Consider the following 19,530-nt stretch of genomic DNA (forward strand, 5'->3'; position numbering starts at 1 on the left):
ACGAAATTTAGTCATTATTCTTTTTACATGTTTATTGTTTGCTTTTCAACTCAGCTATTTTATTTTTCATTTGTTCATTGTAATTCCATTGATTGTCTTTATTTAATAGAATTGCTTTATTATAGTTTTCAATAGCTTTAAGGCTGTCTTTCTTCATTTCATAAACTTCAGCTAAACTCGCTTTTGAAATCCACCAATTTGAATTTACTTCTGCATTAAACTTAAATACATCTAGAGCATTTTCAATGTTGTTTTTACTGTATGCATAAGAATTACCGATACTATTAATATTCCATTTTAAATTATCAAAGCTAGAATTAGGGTTTTCTTTTTTTAATTTCTTAAAAGATTGATTTGCTTTATTAAATTTACGGTAAGTAATAAAACGCATAATATCCTCTTCTTTTGTTAGCTTTTGTGCCTTTAATTTAGGGATTGATATTCGTGCTATATCATTAATAATAATGTCATAAGCAGGTATTTCATACCCATTTGATAATAAAATTATTGTAGTGTTGCTATCGACGAATTTTCTGAAAGCAGCTAAATTTCCACCAGAAAACCCATAAGAATTTAATCCGTTTACTTTTATACTGCTCCAACCATGTAAAAAAACATCTTTTTGATTGGTGAAATTGAAGGGTTTCCACATCTCTGATTTTATTTTGTTACTCAATAAAATGTTATCATCTAGTTTTTTATTCCATTCAATAAACTTTTTGAGAGTGATGTTCAATCCGTTACCAGAATGCCCTCTTTTACCATTATTATTAGTGTCTTTTTCAAACTCTTTTTTATTTTCATTGTAAAAATATCTAGTAGCACGATTTGGAATAACTTCTTGTGAGTTCGAAGAAAATAGAACTTCATTAAAAGGTGTGTCAAATTGATTTTTAAGAATATAATCTTCAAATGATCTTCCTGTAATTTTTTCTATAATTTGAGTGAGTAACCAATAGTTTGTTTGATTATATCGAAATTGATTCCCAGTGATAAAATCCATTTTGTCATTGAATAGTTTTTTCATTAACTCTCCATCAGTTAATGTACTTTTATATCTGATAATATCGGGTAACCCTGAAGAATGACTTAGTAAATTTTTAACCTTAATTTCTTGCCATTGTTGTGGTAAATCATCTATGTATTTTGATATTTTGTCTTCTAAAGACAGTTTTTCATTTTGTATAAGTTGAAATATTGCTGTAGAAGTTATAAGTTTTGTAGCTGAAAAAATTCTGAATAATGTATTCTCATCAACAGGGTTATTTTTATCCAATGAAGATTTACCAAAATAATTTTCATAAACTATTTCATTATCCTTAATTACAGCTAAAGCTAATCCAGGAATATTATGTAGGATCATTGCTTTTTTTACGTAGATGTCAATTTCATCTTTAGTAAAAGGAATGTTATTTTGTTTCTTTTTATCAGAACAAGAAAAACTAAATAATAATAAAATAAAAGGAAATAGAATCCATTTTTTCATAGTGTTTCGTATTTGTTAAAATAGAGACGATAACTTTTTGTTGGTGTTGCAATTTTTTAATAAAAAGGTAAGTCTTTTTAATTGTTATTAAACAAATTCGATTGACTATTTTTGTAGTATGAAAGAAGACTTACACCAACTATTTACTGAGTTCCAAAATAGCATACAAAAAAACGATTTTGTAAAATTGACTTTAAGTAAACCAATTCGTAAAAGTGATGACTTGTCGAATGTATACGTTCGTCAAATAACGCTAAAAGGAGACGTGTGTTTTCAGTTTTTATATCGATATAAAACAAACGACCAAGCAAAAAATTATTCATTTGAAGAGAGTATAGAAGAATTAACTCTTTTACTTTCAGAAAAGTTTAGAGCGGCGACATTATTTACGTTGGAAAATGATTTATTAGTCTTTCTTTCTAAGAAGAAGAAAGTAAGCTATAAAACTACACAACCTAGTTTTAAAAATAAGTTACCAGAAACACATGACAAACCCAAAGAGAAAAGAGCCAAAAACAGCGAGTATTTATATCATTTAGGAGTAACGGATAAAGGAGGGAAAGTAATTCCTAAAATGGCGGATAAATACCGTCAGATAAATAAGTATTTAGAGATTATTGAAGCCCAAATACAATCAGTTAAATTACCTAATCATATCAATATTGTTGACATGGGGTCAGGAAAGGGGTATTTAACCTTTGCTTTATATGATTATTTGGTCAATCAAAAAGGGTATACAGCTAGTGTTACAGGTATTGAATTACGTGAAAATTTGGTAAATTATTGTAATGATATTGCTAAAAAATGTGGGTTCAAAGGTTTATTATTTGTAGCACAACCTATTCAGGAGTATGATAATGATAAAATAGATATTTTAATTGCTTTACATGCTTGTGATACAGCTACAGATGATGCTATATACAAAGGATTGGTTTCTAAAGCAGAATTAATCATTTGTGCACCGTGCTGTCATAAACAAATCCGTCAACAAGTAAAAGGAAAAGAGCAGGAGAGCCCTTTATTAAAATATGGTATTTTTAAAGAACGTCAGTTTGAAATGGTTACTGATACTATTAGAGCGTTGATTTTAGAAAAACACCAATACAATACTAAAGTTTTTGAATTCATAAGTAATGAGCACACACGTAAGAATGTAATGTTGATTGGTGCTAAATCTTCAAAAAAAGTAGATTCAGAACGTATTGGTGCAAAAATATCAGAATTAAAAAGCGCTTATCAAATAGATCAACATTATTTAGAAAGCTTGCTATAATGTTTTACAATGAGCACATTTGTTAGTAATATATTTAAAGAACTTCAGCTAGAAAATAAAGAATTAAATGTAGTTGAGGATATTTTTTCGGAAGTTACTTATAAAAAAGGGGATACTATATTGCATGCTAAAGAGAAAGTCTATTATCAATATTATGTAGTAAAAGGTTGTTTACGAACTTTTTTCATGGATGCTAAAGGAAAAGAGCATACCATACAATTTGCAATTCACGATTGGTGGATTAGTGATTATATAGGTTACTTTTCTGAATCAGAATCGATACTTGCCATTGAATGTATTACCGATGCTGTTGTGTTAAAAGTAGCTAAGAGTAATTTGGATAGTATTTATGAAAAAGTTCCTAAAATAGAACATTTTTTTAGAAAAAAGTTAGAGCGTTCAACAGTGCGATTTCAAAAAAGAATCTTAAATAATTTGGTGTTATCAGCTAAAGAGAGGTATCATTTGTTTTTACAAACCTATCCAAACATAGAGCAACAAATTAAAAACTATCATTTAGCATCTTATTTAGGAATAACAACCGAAAGTTTAAGTAGAATACGAAAAGATACATTATAAGCCTCTTTATTACCATACATCAATTTTTTTTTAACTTTCATGTTCTAATTTTGGAGTAACTTAAAAATATAAATAACATGAAAAAAGTAGTATTTGTACTAACTAGTCATGAAGAGCTAGGAAATACAGGAGAAAAAACAGGTTTTTGGATTGAAGAATTTGCAGCGCCTTATTATCTATTAAAAGATAAAGGAGTGGAAGTGATTCTAGCATCTCCAAAAGGAGGACAACCACCAATTGATCCTAAAAGTAATGAACCAGATTTTCAAACACCAGCAACACTTCGTTTTAATAAAGATGAAGAACTTCAAAATGTCATAGCGAACACTACAAAGTTAAGTGATATTAGTGAGGCTGATTATGATGCTATTTTTTATCCAGGAGGACATGGACCTTTATGGGATTTAGCTGAAGATAAACATTCTATAGCTTTAATAGAAGCTTTTTATACAAACGATAAGCCAGTTGGTGCTGTTTGTCATGCGCCTATAGTATTAAAAGATGCACAAGTACATGGAGAGCCTTTAGTTAAAAATAAAAAAGTAACTGGTTTTTCTAATACAGAAGAAGAGATAATGCAATTAACTTCAATTGTGCCATTTTTAGTGGAAGATGAGCTAAAAAACAAAGGCGGAATTTATAGTAAAGCAGGAGATTGGCAAGAATATGTTATTGAAGACGGAAATTTAATTACAGGACAAAACCCAGCTTCATCAGAGTTAGTAGCTGAAAAATTACTGGCAAAATTATAGTTATTCTAAGGGAGAATATTAAAATAAAAATCGGTTAAAAATATTTTTAGCCGATTTTTATTTTTTAGGTATAAGTAAAAAGGTTTTATTGTACATTTAACGCCTAAGAATAAAAAAATGAAAGAATCTAAACCACTAATTATAGCGGCTTTTATTGCTATTTATGTCATTTGGGGATCCACTTATTTATTGAATAAAATTGTTGTTACAGAAGTATCTCCGTTATTATTAGCGGCCATTCGTTTTTCTATATCGGGAGCATTAATTATGTTAATAGCTAAGTTTTTAAAAGTACCTATTACAGTAACCAAAAAGCAACTTTTAAACTCTGCGATAGCAGGCTTCCTTTTTTTAGTATATGGAAATGGAATGTTTGTTTGGGCATTAAAGTTTGTTGATAGCGGTTTTGGAGCATTATTAGCGGCAACACAGCCATTATTTGTATTATTACTACTACGTTTAATTGATGGAAAAAAGATGCAACGACAATCAATTATAGGAGTAGTTTTAGGGATTATAGGAATGTATTTATTGGTTAGTCAAAATGAAATAACAACTTCAAAAGATATGCTAATAGGAATTTTTATGATTTTTTCTTGTGTTTTAAGTTGGAGTTATGGTAGTGTATTTGTTTCTAAAGCCAAACTTCCTAAAAACTTTTTTGTAAGTACAGGTTACCAAATGCTTTTTGCAGGTGGCTTACTTTTTACTGCATCTTTATTATTAGGTGAAAACTGGTCTTCTCCCTTGGATTGGTCTTTTAAAGCGCAAGGAGCTATGTTTTTATTAATAGTTTTTGGAAGTATTGTAGCTTTTACATCTTTTAACTACTTGTTAAAAATTGTTCCTACAGAAAAAGTATCAACATCAGCGTATGTAAATCCTGTCGTAGCCTTGTTTTTAGGATGGTATTTTTTAGATGAAACCTTAACAACACAATCGGTAATAGCGTCTATTGTATTATTATCAGGAGTTTATTTTATTACATCAAGAAAACGAATATCAAAACTTAAAGTAACTTCTAAACCACAAAAAGTATAAACTTCCATTAACAGGAGTATTTTAGTAGTGTTTTAAGCATAGTAATTATATTCCTTTACCTGATAAATACATAACTAGTTCTCCTGTATCATGTCTTATTATTACGATAGTTTTTCTTGTGCCAACTTTAGTTGGTGTAAATACTAGATTGAAATAAGTACCTTTTCTGCTAATACTTGTTCCTATGGACAATCCTTCAACCCTAAAATCTTTAGGATTATCTCCTTTAAGAAGTATTTCAGTTATCCTTGTATCTACATCACATACATTTGAAAGTTTAAATTCTGACTTTTTACTTGTGTGTATTTTAGATTCTAGTTGAAAATAGTCGAGAGAAACTTCATTAGCTTCAACACAAGTAATGGGCTCATCACCCTTAAAACAAGAAGAAAAAAAAGTTATGATGAAAAGTAGTAAGAGAAATATATTTGAATTTTTCATGATTTTTTAGCAGCAAATTTAATAAGTAATTTGAAATACACTAATTATTCCACCAAACTATAAAAAACTTAAAAAGTTCGCCGTTTGGTTTCTTTAGCCAACAAAGAGGAGTATTTTCTTCATTTAAAAATTGTTGAAGTTTATTTTGAAAGGTTTCAAAAGTTAACCAGTCAATATTTGAATGTGGATTTACTAACCAGTTATGTTTATTAGGAATATAGAATTTACAATCTGAGAATTGTGGTAATTCTTTCGGGTAAATATAAAAACCATAGATACACTCATTATTTAGCTGTTTGATTTTTTTTCCGAAATCCTTTAGAGGAACAAACAATTGTGCTTTAAAATATACTTGTTGTATTATTTCATCTATAACCAACTTTAATTTATCTAAATAAGTTTTAGTATGATTAGAATAGAGTAGTGGTAATTGTTTTTCTTGAAGTTTTGTTAGCTTTTGAATAAGAGAATCGCGTCGATTTGGGCCAATCCAATGTTCAATTTCAGAGTTTCCAACAGAAACATCATATAAGTAGAACTTATATATAATTTCTAAATGAATTGATTCTTTATCCTTTAACAATAAACAATCTAACTCTCCTACAGTAATTTTTTTATTTTGAATTTGAATGTTCTCAGCAAGGATTGATACAGAACTATTTTGATTTAATTCAAATGAAACAAAACGTTCAACCAATTTACCCAAACGTAGTTTTTGTTTGATTTCTTCATTAAACGAGATTGTTTTAATTTTTAATATGGAGAATTGTTCTAAATTAAAAACACCTTTTCCATGCCATAGAAAAGGTGTTTTTAAAAATCCTTCATATTGTAATTGTAAGTCTTTTTGTTTTAGGGACATAAAAGATTTACTCTTTAATTCCTAGTTTATCTAATACCAATTTAGTGATATCAAAACGTTCATCGATATAACCAAATTCGTTTCCAGTAGTAGTTAAAATTTGTGTATAACCATTAGCTTTTGCTACTTCAGCTATTACTTCGCTTAGTTTTTTATATAGTGGTCTTAAACTCTGCTCTCTTTGCACTTGCATCATAGCTGATCCATTCTGACGAAATTTACCCATTTCTTGTTCAAGAGTTCTTAATTCTTGAATTCTAGTTTTCTTATCATCATCGGTCATTAGTTTTTCTTCTGCTTTAAAAGAATCAACTTTTGTCTTATATTCTTTAGCTTTTATTTGAAAACTAGAATCTAGTTTTTTACCATAATTTTCTACTCGTTGTAAGACCCCTTTCATTTGAGGCATTTTACTAATGACTAATTCGCTATCTACCGTTCCTACTTTGGTTTGCGCATTTGAAAATCCTATAAAAAATAAAGTTAGTATAAAAGTGATTTTTAGTTTCATGTATTTCTGTTTTTTGACAAATATAAAAAAGTGATTTTTTTAGTGCTCTTAAAAAGCGTTAAAGTTTATTTTCAATAGTTTTTATGATATTTTGAAGATCTTCTTGGAAATCAAACCATAAAATGTTTGAATCTTTACGAAACCATGTTCCTTGTCGTTTGGCAAACCTTCTTGAGTTCTTCTTAATTTCCTCAATAGCAAATTCTTTAGTAAAGTTACCTTCAAAATATTCGAATAACTCTCTGTACCCTACTGTTTGCAATGCGTTTAGGTTTTTATAAGGATGTAGTTTTTTAGCTTCTTCTATCAAACCTTTTTCAATCATAATAGCTACACGACGATTAATACGATCATACATAATTTCTCTATCGGCTGTCAATCCAATTTTTATAGATTGAAAATTACGAGGTGCTTTAGGTTTATTTTTAAAAGAACTGTATGTTTCTCCAGTTCCTATACAAATCTCTAAAGAACGGATTAATCGATGTGGATTGTCAATAGCAATCGTATTGTAAGCTTCAATATCAAGTTTTTTTAATATTTTTTGAAGATGTTCTATACCTTTGTTTTCTAACTCAGTAGTTAAATCTATTCTTATTTGTGAGTCTACATCAGGAAAATAATCTAATCCTTTTAAAACAGCATCTACATACAAACCACTTCCACCTACCATTATTTGAATAGGGTTTTTAGTAAATAGTTCGTTTAGAGTTTTTAATGCATCTTTTTCAAACTGTCCTACTGAATAATTTTCAAAAACACTTCTGTTTTGAATAAAATGATGTGGAGCAGCATCCAGTTCTTCGGGGTCAGGAACCGCTGTTCCTATAGTCATTTCTTTATAAAACTGACGAGAGTCACACGAAATAATTTCACAATTAAAGTGCTGAGCTAGTTTAATGCTTAGTGCTGTTTTACCAATAGCAGTTGCACCAACAATCGTAATTAATGTGTTTTTTTGAGACATTTAGTTCAGTTTTGTTCCGCAATGATAACAAAATTCTGCATCATCTTTATGTCCTTCATAGGAGCAATTTGGGCAAGATTGAGTGTTTAGGTGTACCTTTTTTTTAGTCATTTCGGAACTTACAATTCCTGTAGGTATAGCAATAATAGCATAACCAATAATTACTGTAATACTTGCAATAAATTGTCCTAAAGCGGTTTGCGGAGCAATATCTCCATAACCAACGGTTGTAAGTGTTACTATTGACCAATAAATGCTTCTAGGAATACTTGTAAAGCCGTTTTCAGCCCCTTCAATAAAATACATTACGGAACCTAAAATGATACAGATAATCAACACAAAATAAAGAAAGACTCCAATTTTAGCTTTACTAGCATTTAAAGCTTTTATTAATTGATTTGACTCTCCAATATACCTAGAGACTTTTAAAATCCTAAAAACTCTTAATAGGCGTAATGCTCTCAAAGCTATTAAACTACTATGTGTACCTACAAAAAAGAACGTTAGGTACATAGGAATAGTAGAAAGTAAATCTATAATACCATAAAAGCTAAAAATGTATTTTGTTGGCTTGTTTATTGAAATAATTCTTAGGATATACTCAATGGAAAAAAAAATAGTAATAATCCATTCTGAAATATATAGGAAATTATGATGTTTGTTATCAAAACTTTCAATACTTTCAAGCATAACCAGTACAATACTTGCTAAGATTGCAAATAACAAGATGATGTCAAATAATCGTCCTACAGGAGTATCTGCTTCATAGATTACTTCATGTAATTTTTCTCTCCAATTAAGTTTTTTACTATCCAAAAGATTAGGTTTTTGAATGCTTTATAGCATATTATAAATTATTTTCAACTTGTAATCGTACTATTTTAGAGACTTTATTTTTTAGTAAGTAGTTTTTAATGATAGTTTTTGCTAACTCTTTGTATTCAATAGGAGTAAGCATTGATTTTAGAATAGATAACTGGTTTTCCTGAAAAGCAAGATTGGTATATGTATATCCTATAACTTCGTTTTTTTCGATTAAAATTACGGCGTGTTCTTCAGGAATTCTGCCTTTATCAACAATAAGCATATTATCGTGATTAAAGTTTTTATCTGTAATTTTTCTTTTTCTAATGATATTATACTTAGGTTTTAGCTTTTCAAGTTCTAAATGATATTTTAAACGGGTAAAAAGCATATTCCCAGTTTCTTCATAAGAAACTTTACTAACTCTTTTTATTACTTTTAATGCTTTTCTAGTTTCTTTTAAAAAGAGTTTATTAGTTTCTTGCTTTATATTTTTACCTCTCCCTACAAAAATGATTGTTCCTTCGTGGTTATGAACATAAAAAAGACCTTCTTTTTCAGGTAAACTATCTAATATTCTTTGAATATGAAACTTTTCATGTCTGTTGTCAAAATACTTTATAGATTGTTGAATAATACCTTTCTCAACATCTTTATCTATTAATAGTTTAAATAATTGTACCGTAGCTAATGCGTCACCTGTTGCTCTGTGACGATCAGACATAGGAATTCCTAAAAACTTACAGAGTTTTCCTAGACTATGAGATGGTGACTCTGGAATTAGTTTTTTGCTTAAACTAACTGTACATAGTGTATTTCGTTTGTATTTATAACCTAACCTGTCAAATTCGGTACGAAGAATACGATAATCAAAGTTAGCATTATGAGCCACAATAAAACAATCTTGAGTTATTTCAACAATTCTTTTCGCTATTTCATAAAACTTGGGCGCATTTCGTAGCATTTTATTATTAATACCAGTAAGTTTTACAACAAATTCCTGAATTTCCCTTTCTGGATTAACTAAACTAATGAATTGATCTACAATTTGATGTCCATCATATTTATAGATGGCAATTTCTGTAATCCCTTCTTCGTTATATTTCCCTCCAGTAGTTTCAATGTCTAAAATAGCGTACAAATCTCTCCCTTTTTTAAGCTAGTTTATGTAAATCTAAGCAATATAATTTCTAACTCCAAAAATTGAGCTTCCTATTCGTACCATTGTACTACCATTTTTTATGGCTAATTCATAATCTCCACTCATTCCCATAGATAATGTTTGTAAATTAGGATAGTTTTCTTTATTTCCATTAAAGAAATTAGCTAATGAAGAAAATTCTTCTTGTAATTGTTTTTGGTTATCTGTAAACGTAGCCATTCCCATTAAACCAACAATTTTTATATTTTCAAGTTCTTCTAACTCATCTGACGCTAAAATAGCTTCAATATCTTCAAAAGGTAACCCAAATTTAGTATCTTCTTTAGCAATTCGTGCTTGTAACAAACAATTAATAACTCTATTATGTTTTTTAGCCTGTTTGTTTATTTCTTTCAGTGTTTTAAAACTATCTACACCATGAATTAAATCAACAAAATGAGCCATATACTTTACCTTATTACGTTGTAAATGACCAATCATATGCCATTTTATGTCCTTAGGCAATTCATCATACTTAGCTACCATTTCTTGTATTTTATTCTCACCAAATATTCGCTGACCAGCATCGTAAGCTTCTTTTAAATCTGCAATAGGTTTGGTTTTAGAAACAGCAACTAACGTTACTTTTTCTGGTAGTGTTGATTTTATTTTTTGAAGATTTTCTTTAATTCCTGTAATCATAATAATTGTTTATCAGACTTTATACTAAAACTCGTAAATAGTTAAAGCACTTCTTAACTTAGGTTCTATGTAGGTTGTTTTCGGTGGCATCATTAAGCCAGTATCAACAATAGTTTTTAGTTCTTGAATATTGGTAGGTAACATTCCAAAAGAAACTTTAAACTCACCACTGTCAACCTTTGTTTTTAATTCTAACCCGTCAGATTTGTCTTGAGAATATACAATTTTAGAAGCGTTTCTAATATCCTCAATTCCTAAAATAGGTTCTAATACGGTTGTATATAAAATATAAGCATCTAATTCACTTAAACAATCAGTAAATTCATAAGCTGATTTACGTAAATACAAAGCATAAAATTCACCATTTAAATACATGCTAAAATGGTGTTTTTCTTTAGGTTTATATAATTCCTGTCCACGATTCTCAATTCTAAAATGAGTATCTAATTCTATTAAAAGCTCCTCTGGAGTTAACCCGTTTAAATCTCTTATAAATCTATTGAATTCATAAATTTTTACCTGACTTTCAGGTAATAGGTAACTCATGAAAAAATTATAGTCTTCTTTACCTGTATGTTTTGGATTATTCTCTGCTAAATTTTGTGCCAATAAACATGAAGATGTTGAACGATGATGTCCATCAGCAATATATAGGGTGTTAACTTCTTTAAAAGCTTTGGCTATTTGCTCTACATCTTTCTCTTCGTTTATTACCCATAAAAAATGTAAATCCCTATCAGATGTAGAAAACTCGTATTCGGCTCTTTCTTCCTGATATTTTTTTATAATAACATTAATTACATCATTGTCAGGGTAGGTGAGTAGTACTGGTTCTGCATTGAAACCTGTATTTTTTAAGTAGTTTTCAAATAGTAACTCACGTTCTTTTAAAGTGTCTTCGTGCTTTTTTATTACTTCATTATGATAATCTTCTACAGAGGTTGCTGCGATTATTCCACAGAAATTATCATTTGGAGTTATTTTTTGATATATGTAATAAGCAGGAGTTTCATCTTGCTTAAAAACTTCATTTTCTTTGAATTCTAAGTAACGATTGTGTACCAATTTAAAGCGTTGTTCTCCAGTTACATCTTGTTTATGGTATTTATATCCAGGATTAATTACATGCAAAAAAGTATATGGATTAAAATCGAGTTTAGCTCCAATTTCCGCAGGAGTATAAATTTCATACGATTTAGAAGATACTAAAGCAACTTTATCTCTGGTGGCTCTAACAGCTTTAAATGGTTTTACAATTGCCATAGATTATTCGCTTAGTAATTCGATGATTTTGTTAGCAAGTTCAATTCCAGCTCTATCTTCTGCTTCAACAGTTGAAGCACCAATATGAGGTGTCATCGATATTTCAGGGTTCATTAATAGTTGAATTTCAGGTCTTGGTTGGCTTTCAAAAACGTCTAATCCTGCATATTTAACCTTTCCACTATCAATAGCATTAACTAAATCAACTTCATTTAGAATACCTCCATGAGAAGTGTTTATAATTCCTACACCATTTTTCATTTTGTCAAACAAAGATGTTTCTATAACATATCCCTCTTGAGCAGGAAGATGTAGTGTAATAAAGTCTGATTTTGATAATAGGTTATCTATACTTTCCGTTTCAATAAAGAAGTCTACTGATTGACCATCGAAAAAAGGAATTGTGATAGTTGCATTATCTATTTCTACATCAGTTGCTATCACTTCCATACCTAAAGCTAGTGCAGTTTTTGCAACTTCTTGTCCTACAGTATCAAACCCAATAATACCTAATGTTTTACCTCTTAGCTCAGTTCCTTGCGAGTATTGCTTTTTTAAGGCGTTAAAGCGCATATCTCCTTCTAAAGGCATTTCACGGTTTGACTGGTGTAAAAAACGAACCATTCCAAATAAATGCGCAAATACTAGTTCTGCAATTGAAGTAGCTGAAGCATCTTCACTATTCACAATATGAACTCCATTATCAATAGCATAATCAACATCAATGTTGTCCATTTCGGTTCCTAAACAAGCAATAAGTTTAATGCTTGGGCAAGCATCAATTAACTCTTGTCGCACTTGTGTAGTATTACTTACTGTAATAGCATCAATAGCATGATCGTTTATGTAATTTTCTAATTGCTCTTGTGCAACTTTAGTGTTTATAACTTCAAAACCTTTGTTTTCTAAAGCTTGTATTCCACTAGTGGAAATTCCATCATTCACTAATATCTTCATCGTTCTTTATATTAAAATGTCATTGTGAAAAATGACGTTGTATCTAACTTATTCTTTCTAGTTCTTGCATTACATCTACTAAAGCCTGTACACTGTATAAAGGTAAAGCGTTGTACATACTTGCACGATAACCACCAACACTTCTATGGCCGCTTAATCCATTAATATTGGCTTCTTGCCACATTTTATCAAACTTAGTTTGTAAATTTTTATCAGCTAAGGTAAAAGTAGCGTTCATATGGCTGCGATCTTCTATGGCAGCGACTCCTTTAAATAAAGGGTTTCTATCTATTTCATTATACAACAGTGCTGATTTTTTCTCATTCACTTTTTCAATGAATTCGATACCTCCTAAGTTTTTTAACCACTCTAAGGTTAACATAGAGGTATATACTGCAAATACAGGTGGTGTATTAAACATACTTTCTTTGTTAAGAAACACTTGGTAATTTAACATTGAAGGAATTTGACGTTCAACTTTACCTAATATATCTTCTTTTACAACCACTAAAGTTGTACCTGCTGGTCCCATATTTTTTTGAGCTCCTGCGTAAATCAAATCAAATTTTGAAAAATCCAGTTGACGAGAAAAAATATCAGAACTCATATCACATATCATTGGAACAGAAGTCTTAGGAAAACTCTTCATTTGTGTTCCATAAATGGTATTATTACTTGTGCAATGAAAATAGTCTACATCTGTAGGAATTTCATATGTTTTGGGAATATAACTGAAGTTCTTATCTTTTGAGGAAGCTACTTCTACTAATTCGCCAAATAATTTAGCTTCTTTAATTGCTTTATCACTCCAAGTCCCTGTATTTAAGTAAGCTGCTTTTTTATTTAGTAAGTTATAAGCAACCATTAAAAACTGCATACTGGCTCCACCTTGCAAAAACAATGCTTTGTAGCCTTTATTTTCAAGACCTAATAATTCTAGTGCTAAGCTTCTTGCTTTTTCAATTACATCTACAAAGGGTTGACTTCTGTGTGAAATTTCGATTAAAGATAAATTGTCATTATTAAAGTCAATGACTGCTTCTGATGCTTTTTTTAGCACTTCTTCAGGTAAAATACAAGGCCCTGCACTAAAGTTATGTTTTTTCATTTGTGTTGTTGTGTTTTGCTACACAAAGGTGCAAATTTATATAGAGACTCTTTTAAATTTTAGCTAAAAATTCTAGTGTGTTTACACCGTCAGCATAGTCCCATAACTTTGGGTGTTGTGTCTGTCCGAATGCTATTTCATTTTCAATAAAATTATTAGCTACAACACATTGAATTTGCTCTCTGTCTTCCCACAGTTTAATCTTTAAATCATCAGTATTGTTATAATATTCATAAAAAACAGAAGCGATAGGTGAGGCGTAGCTTTCATCTTCTTTAATCATTAAAAACCCATTTTCTAAAATATCAAACTCACTCATTAAATACACTGCCTTATTGTAATCGTAATTATTAGCGTATTTAACATTGTTAATGATTTCATGTTGTTGATACATTCCATTGAAAAAAGCGTCGAAATTATAGTCTTTAGGAACAAATACTTTTGAAACAGAACGACAACCTAATCCGAAATAACGAAAAACATCTTTGCTTAAATTTTGCAGTTGTTCTTTCGATTCATTTCCTGTTAAAACCGCAACAGAGTTTCTGTTTTTTCTTATAATGCTAGGTTTATCTTTAAAGTAATATTCAAAATAACGTGCTGTATTATTACTACCAGTAGCTATTACCGCATCAAACCCTGTTAGTTTTTCTTCAGTAAACGTGATTTTTCTTTTTAATTCAGGATCAATATATTCTAAATATTTTGCTAAAAAAGGCAATAAATGTTTATCGTTAGAAGATTGTTTAACTAATACCGAGTGCCCAGAAATTAGAACTGATAAAAAGTCATGAAAGCCTACTAACGGAATGTTTCCTGCCATGATAACAGCGACTAATTTAGGTTTGTTGTCACCTAAGTTTTCGTTAGCAATCCATTGAGTTAAGTTTTCTGAAGTAAGTGCTTTTGCCCAATTTTCTATAGAGAATAATATGTTTTCTCTGGTAAACCAGGTGTTATTTTCTCCTGCTATTTTTAATTGATGCTTAAATCCATCAAAAAACAATTCGTTATGTTCTATATGTTCTTTTTTCTCTATTTTTTCTTGAGAAAATTGACTTAAAAATTCTCCTAGTTTATGAAAAGCGTTAATTCTACTTTTTATACTATCCATTTATTTTGGTTCTAAATTAAATTGGAACTATTTTTGCAAATGCAAAGTTACAAAACTGAAAGAGATTAATTATGGCAATTATAATAACTGATGAATGTATAAACTGTGGGGCTTGCGAACCTGAATGTCCTAATACAGCAATTTACGAAGGTGCAGATGACTGGAAATATGCTGACGGTACTGATTTAACAGGAAATATTGTTTTACCAAACGGTAAATCTGCCAATGCGGATGAAGATCAAGAGCCAATTTCGGATGAAATTTATTACATTGTTGTAGATAAATGTACAGAATGTAAAGGTTTTCATGAGGAGCCACAATGTGCTGCTGTTTGCCCTGTTGATTGTTGTGTTCCTGATGAAGATAATGTAGAAACAGAAGAAGAGTTATTAGCTAAACAACGTTTTATGCATAACGATTAATAAACTCCAAATTTTTGGAGATATGAAATAAAAAAATCCTGAGAATATTCTCAGGATTTTTTGTTTTATGAAAAACCTATTAAAGTTTAAATCCTAGTCTAGTAAAAAAGTAAGCACCGTCTGATCCCATTTGAACAGAATCTGCTAACCCACCTTGATCAGTCCATCCATCAAACTGTGGAGTAGGATATACATTGAAAATATTGTTTCCTCCAATCGTAAAGGTAATTTTATCTGTAAAAGCATAGCTTAGACTTAAATCGGTAGTAATTTTACTTTTATAAACATCAGTAGCCACAGGATATAAGGCATCAGCTTCTGCTTGGGTTGTTGCTGGTGTATCTACCCATTGAAAATCTTGCAACTGAACTTCGCTAAATTTAGTGAAGTTTAAAGCAACATCTAGTTTTTTATATCCATATCCAAGGTTTAAACCGAATTTGTGATCTGGAGCTGCCGCTTTTAAATAAGCTTCAGAAAAAGGACTAAAGAAAGTAAATCTGTTTAAGTTTCCGTTCTTTATCTTTTCAATTTTAGTATCGTTAAAGTTTCCTACCAATCCTACATCTATTCTATGATCTTCAAAAGACTTTTTATAGTTTAAAACAATATCTAATCCTTGCGTTTTTGTATCAACACCGTTAGCAAAGAACTGTGCTGCATCAACGCCTAAATTCAATCCAGAAGCATCAAAGTTATCTGTTAAAATAATGCGATCATCAACAGTAATAGAATATGCATCAATGGTAGCTGTAAATCCACCAATTTTATAAGTAAACCCTAAACTAGCATTGAATGCTGTCTCTTCTTTTAATTGTTCTATTCCGAAAGCTCTAGTTACAGTACTGTTATTTGCAGATAATAATGATGGTAAAGATTCCCCATTAACAATATTGGTAAATTTTAAATTATAATATAATTGAGCTAAAGATGGTGCTCTGAAACCTGAGGAAATAGAGCCTCTCAAGGTTAAGTTATCACTTGCTTTAAATCTTGAAGCTAACTTAAAGTTAAATGTACTACCAAAATCACTGTAATCTTCATAACGAACAGCTGCGCCTACTAAGAATTTTTCTGTAAAGTTAAATTCAGAATCAAAATAGATACCTACATTACTTCTTGAACGATTTACTTCATTATCAGGTCCATAGCCTGGAAAACCTTGAGAACCACCAGGTAGTTCATCTCCATTACTGTCAACAGCTACTGGTTGAACAGCAGGATTTGTCATTAATACTCCGTTATCATCATATAATCCATAAGAAGCTTCTTCACCAGCAAAAATGATAAAGTTTTCTGTTCTATACTCTAAACCGAAAGCAAGGTTAACTCCACTCATTAAATCTTCTAAGTACTTACTAAAATCTAATCCAGTAGTATTTTGTGATAAACTATGACCTCCTGCATTAAAATCGGTAGGTGAAGCATCTTTTAAAGAAGCGTTGTTTGAGTCTTTGATGAAATAATGAAACTTGTTTTCTCCATACGTATTATTAAAGTCAATTTCCCAACCATTTTCTAATTTATGTTTAATTCCTGCCGATACAGATATATCAGTGATGTTTGAAGTAATTCTAGGGGTAAATCCATTAGGGTGTATGCTAGGAACACTTCTATTATCGCCTTCATCAAAACTATCTCTTGAAAAAGCATACGCATCAGTATCTCTATAATTTCTGCCTCCAAAAGCATATACTTCGGTATTGTCATTTACAGGTAAACTAGCATTTACCATAAAATTGAATCCATCTATAGCAGCGCTACCATATCCTTTTCGCCAAGAAAAACCAGGTCTCAACGTCCTTTCTTTTGACAACAATTCGGTAGTAAAGTTTACAAAACCTCCTTTATCATTCAATTTAGCTCCGTAGTTTAAATCTAGTTTAAAAGTTCCACCATCAAAACTTTTGTCTTCTCCATCTAATCTGTTTTTTCCTTCAACATTGTATAAAGTTTCTCCTGTAGCTTCAGCCCATCCACTTCCTATAGCTGTGCTATAAACTCCATAGCCAATACTTCCTGAAACGCCGTCGGTATTATCTTTTAAAACAATATTAATAACTCCTGCAATAGCGTCAGAACCATACTGAGCAGATGCTCCATCTCTTAGAACTTCAATTCTTTTAATCGCAGCAGCAGGAATTGCATTTAAATCAGTTCCTGAATTTCCGCGTCCACGTGTTCCAAAAATATTAACCAGTGATGATTGATGGCGTCTTTTACCGTTGATAAGTACCAAAGTTTGGTCTGGACCTAAACCTCTTAAGGAAGCAGGTACGATATGGTCGGCACCATCTGACCCTGATTGCTTAGTAGCATTAAATGACGGAGCTGCATACTGTAATATATCATTTACTTCTACTTTACCATTTTTAGTTGCTAAATCTCCTACATCAATTATATCAACAGGTACAGGTGTGTCAATAGCTGTTCTTTTAGGATTTCTAGATCCTACGATAACAACTTCATCTAATTCTAAACCTTCTTTTAAAACAATATTAAAATTAGTTTTTCCATTAATAGGAATTTCTTGTGTTTCAAAACCTGAAAAACTAACTATTAAAGTTCCATCTGTATTAACATTAAGTGAAAACTCGCCGTTAAAATCTGTAGATGTACCATTAGAGGTTCCTTTTTCTACAATGTTAGCTCCTGGCAAAGGTTCGTTATTTATATCTTTTACTGTTCCTCTAATTAATGTTTGAGCATTTAACAAGTAAAGTCCACCAAAAAATAGGTAAATAATAAGAAGGGTACGTTTTTTCATGTGAAAATATTTTTTAAGTTAATTTCTTAAAAATAGTAAAAAATCAACCTAAGTCTTAAAAAAATGTTAAAACCATAAATTAAAGAGCTATAAACTAACTTAAATGAATCTTAAATAATTAGAAAATTTAGAAAGCAAAGCACTATATTTGCACTCGCAAAATTTCAATAAAACAATAGAATGAAAGCTGGAATTGTAGGATTACCAAACGTAGGGAAATCAACCTTATTTAACTGTTTATCTAACGCAAAAGCGCAGAGTGCAAACTTTCCGTTTTGTACCATTGAACCTAATTTAGGAGTAGTAAACGTGCCAGATACTCGTTTAGAAAAGCTAGAAGAATTAGTAAACCCTGAAAGAGTTTTACCTGCAACTGTAGAAATTGTAGATATTGCTGGTTTAGTAAAAGGAGCTAGTAAAGGAGAAGGTTTAGGTAACCAGTTCTTGGCAAACATTCGTGAAACAGATGCTATTTTACACGTATTGCGTTGTTTTGATAACGATAATATAGTACACGTAGATGGTTCTGTTGATCCTATAAGAGATAAGGAAACTATCGATATTGAACTTCAGTTAAAAGATTTAGAGACCGTTCAAAAACGTTTGGAGCGTGTAAAAAGAACAGCTAAAACAGGCAATAAGGAGGCGCAAGTAGAATTAGAAATTCTATTAAAGGTTGAAGAAACATTATTAGAAGGAAAATCTGTTCGCTCTATTGAATTTACAGAAAAAGAAGAGGAATTTGTAAAACCATTACAGTTCATTACTGCAAAACCAGTTTTATATGTGTGTAATGTTGATGAAGGTTCTGCTGTTTCAGGAAATGCTTATGTTGATAAGGTAAAAGAAGCGGTAGCACACGAAAATGCTGAAGTTATTGTATTGGCTGTAGGTACGGAAGCAGATATTACAGAGTTGGATGATTACGAAGAGCGTCAGATGTTCTTAGCTGATATAGGATTAGAAGAAGCGGGAGTTTCTCGTTTAGTTCGTTCGGCTTATAAGTTATTAAACTTACAAACTTATTTCACTGCAGGTGTAAAAGAGGTAAGAGCTTGGACAATTCCTGTAGGTGCTACTGCACCTCAAGCGGCAGGAGTTATTCACACTGATTTTGAAAAGGGGTTTATCCGCGCTGAGACTATTAGTTATGATGATTATGTATCATTTGGTAGTGAAGCTAAAGTGAAAGAAGCAGGAAAAATGAGAGTAGAAGGAAAGGAGTATATCGTTAAAGATGGTGATATTATGCACTTTAGATTTAACGTATAATCTTTTTGAAGAATAAAGTCTAAACTCCACTAAAATCTAGTGGAGTTTTTTTGTACCTTAGAAATTCT

Annotated in this window: 19 protein-coding genes; 6 read left to right on the forward strand and 13 right to left on the reverse strand. The window is 30.6% G+C overall.

Annotation, left to right across the window (positions count from 1 at the left end; translation table 11 throughout):
• Nucleotides 1-31: 31 nt before the first annotated feature.
• Nucleotides 32-1,486: a serine hydrolase domain-containing protein gene (locus MHM83_RS10355; RefSeq protein ID WP_159615590.1), complete on the reverse strand. Its 1,455-nt coding sequence runs from the start codon at nt 1,484-1,486 to the stop codon at nt 32-34.
• 118 nt (nt 1,487-1,604) lie between these two features.
• Here MHM83_RS10355 and MHM83_RS10360 point away from each other — a divergent pair, with 118 nt between their 5' ends.
• The 4 genes from MHM83_RS10360 (at nt 1,605) to MHM83_RS10375 (ending at nt 5,131) form a co-directional block, all read left to right on the forward strand.
• Nucleotides 1,605-2,759 carry a class I SAM-dependent methyltransferase gene (locus MHM83_RS10360; RefSeq protein WP_239179622.1) on the forward strand — a complete coding sequence of 385 codons (1,155 nt, stop codon included), beginning with the start codon at nt 1,605-1,607 and terminating at the stop codon, nt 2,757-2,759.
• Between the two features lie 9 nt (nt 2,760-2,768).
• Nucleotides 2,769-3,338: a Crp/Fnr family transcriptional regulator gene (locus tag MHM83_RS10365; RefSeq protein WP_239179624.1), complete on the forward strand. Its 570-nt coding sequence runs from the start codon at nt 2,769-2,771 to the stop codon at nt 3,336-3,338.
• A gap of 77 nt (nt 3,339-3,415) precedes the next feature.
• On the forward strand, nt 3,416-4,090 hold the full coding sequence (locus tag MHM83_RS10370) for a type 1 glutamine amidotransferase domain-containing protein (RefSeq protein ID WP_239179625.1): 675 nt from the start codon (nt 3,416-3,418) through the stop codon (nt 4,088-4,090).
• Between the two features lie 117 nt (nt 4,091-4,207).
• Nucleotides 4,208-5,131 carry an EamA family transporter gene (locus tag MHM83_RS10375; protein ID WP_047788890.1) on the forward strand — a complete coding sequence of 308 codons (924 nt, stop codon included), beginning with the start codon at nt 4,208-4,210 and terminating at the stop codon, nt 5,129-5,131.
• Between the two features lie 45 nt (nt 5,132-5,176).
• Here the strand turns inward: MHM83_RS10375 and MHM83_RS10380 are convergent, their stop codons facing one another.
• Genes MHM83_RS10380 through MHM83_RS10430 form a run of 11 tightly spaced genes read right to left on the reverse strand, consistent with a single transcriptional unit; the run spans nt 5,177 to nt 15,001 of the window.
• A complete protein-coding gene (locus tag MHM83_RS10380) occupies nt 5,177-5,572 on the reverse strand; it encodes a hypothetical protein (RefSeq protein WP_159615584.1) in 396 nt (131 codons plus the stop codon).
• A gap of 40 nt (nt 5,573-5,612) precedes the next feature.
• Nucleotides 5,613-6,434, reverse strand: a complete 822-nt coding sequence (locus tag MHM83_RS10385; protein ID WP_239179626.1) for a DUF1853 family protein — start codon at nt 6,432-6,434, stop codon at nt 5,613-5,615.
• A gap of 7 nt (nt 6,435-6,441) precedes the next feature.
• Entirely contained in the window at nt 6,442-6,945 is a 504-nt protein-coding gene (locus MHM83_RS10390) for an OmpH family outer membrane protein (protein ID WP_239179627.1), read from the reverse strand.
• A 58-nt stretch (nt 6,946-7,003) separates the two neighbouring features.
• Complete coding sequence (gene miaA / locus MHM83_RS10395) at nt 7,004-7,912, reverse strand: tRNA (adenosine(37)-N6)-dimethylallyltransferase MiaA (protein WP_239179628.1); 909 nt, start codon at nt 7,910-7,912, stop codon at nt 7,004-7,006.
• Entirely contained in the window at nt 7,913-8,728 is an 816-nt protein-coding gene (locus MHM83_RS10400; RefSeq protein WP_239179629.1) for an ion transporter, read from the reverse strand.
• A 31-nt stretch (nt 8,729-8,759) separates the two neighbouring features.
• Nucleotides 8,760-9,857, reverse strand: coding sequence for an exonuclease domain-containing protein (locus MHM83_RS10405; protein WP_073184103.1), 1,098 nt, complete (start codon nt 9,855-9,857; stop codon nt 8,760-8,762).
• Between the two features lie 33 nt (nt 9,858-9,890).
• Nucleotides 9,891-10,559 carry a YggS family pyridoxal phosphate-dependent enzyme gene (locus tag MHM83_RS10410; protein ID WP_239179630.1) on the reverse strand — a complete coding sequence of 223 codons (669 nt, stop codon included), beginning with the start codon at nt 10,557-10,559 and terminating at the stop codon, nt 9,891-9,893.
• Between the two features lie 24 nt (nt 10,560-10,583).
• Nucleotides 10,584-11,822: a DUF1015 domain-containing protein gene (locus MHM83_RS10415; RefSeq protein ID WP_239179631.1), complete on the reverse strand. Its 1,239-nt coding sequence runs from the start codon at nt 11,820-11,822 to the stop codon at nt 10,584-10,586.
• A 3-nt stretch (nt 11,823-11,825) separates the two neighbouring features.
• Nucleotides 11,826-12,779 (reverse strand): NAD(P)-dependent oxidoreductase, encoded by a 954-nt coding sequence (locus tag MHM83_RS10420; RefSeq protein ID WP_159491153.1) that lies wholly within the window; start codon nt 12,777-12,779, stop codon nt 11,826-11,828.
• Nucleotides 12,780-12,822: 43 nt separating this feature from the next.
• The gene (gene serC, locus MHM83_RS10425; protein WP_047788859.1) at nt 12,823-13,887 is read right to left on the reverse strand and encodes a 3-phosphoserine/phosphohydroxythreonine transaminase; all 1,065 of its coding nucleotides are present in this window, start codon (nt 13,885-13,887) and stop codon (nt 12,823-12,825) included.
• A 52-nt stretch (nt 13,888-13,939) separates the two neighbouring features.
• A complete protein-coding gene (locus tag MHM83_RS10430; RefSeq protein WP_239179632.1) occupies nt 13,940-15,001 on the reverse strand; it encodes an acyl-CoA reductase in 1,062 nt (353 codons plus the stop codon).
• Between the two features lie 71 nt (nt 15,002-15,072).
• Between MHM83_RS10430 and MHM83_RS10435 the strand changes: the two genes are divergently transcribed.
• Nucleotides 15,073-15,423, forward strand: coding sequence for a 4Fe-4S dicluster domain-containing protein (locus tag MHM83_RS10435; protein ID WP_047788857.1), 351 nt, complete (start codon nt 15,073-15,075; stop codon nt 15,421-15,423).
• A 79-nt stretch (nt 15,424-15,502) separates the two neighbouring features.
• Here the strand turns inward: MHM83_RS10435 and MHM83_RS10440 are convergent, their stop codons facing one another.
• Entirely contained in the window at nt 15,503-18,190 is a 2,688-nt protein-coding gene (locus tag MHM83_RS10440) for a TonB-dependent receptor (RefSeq protein ID WP_239179634.1), read from the reverse strand.
• A gap of 180 nt (nt 18,191-18,370) precedes the next feature.
• Between MHM83_RS10440 and ychF the strand changes: the two genes are divergently transcribed.
• A complete protein-coding gene (ychF, locus tag MHM83_RS10445) occupies nt 18,371-19,462 on the forward strand; it encodes a redox-regulated ATPase YchF (RefSeq protein ID WP_073184091.1) in 1,092 nt (363 codons plus the stop codon).
• Nucleotides 19,463-19,530: the final 68 nt, after the last annotated feature.

This window comes from Tenacibaculum sp. Mcav3-52 (assembly GCF_022347665.1).
Lineage (GTDB): Bacteria > Bacteroidota > Bacteroidia > Flavobacteriales > Flavobacteriaceae > Polaribacter > Polaribacter mesophilus.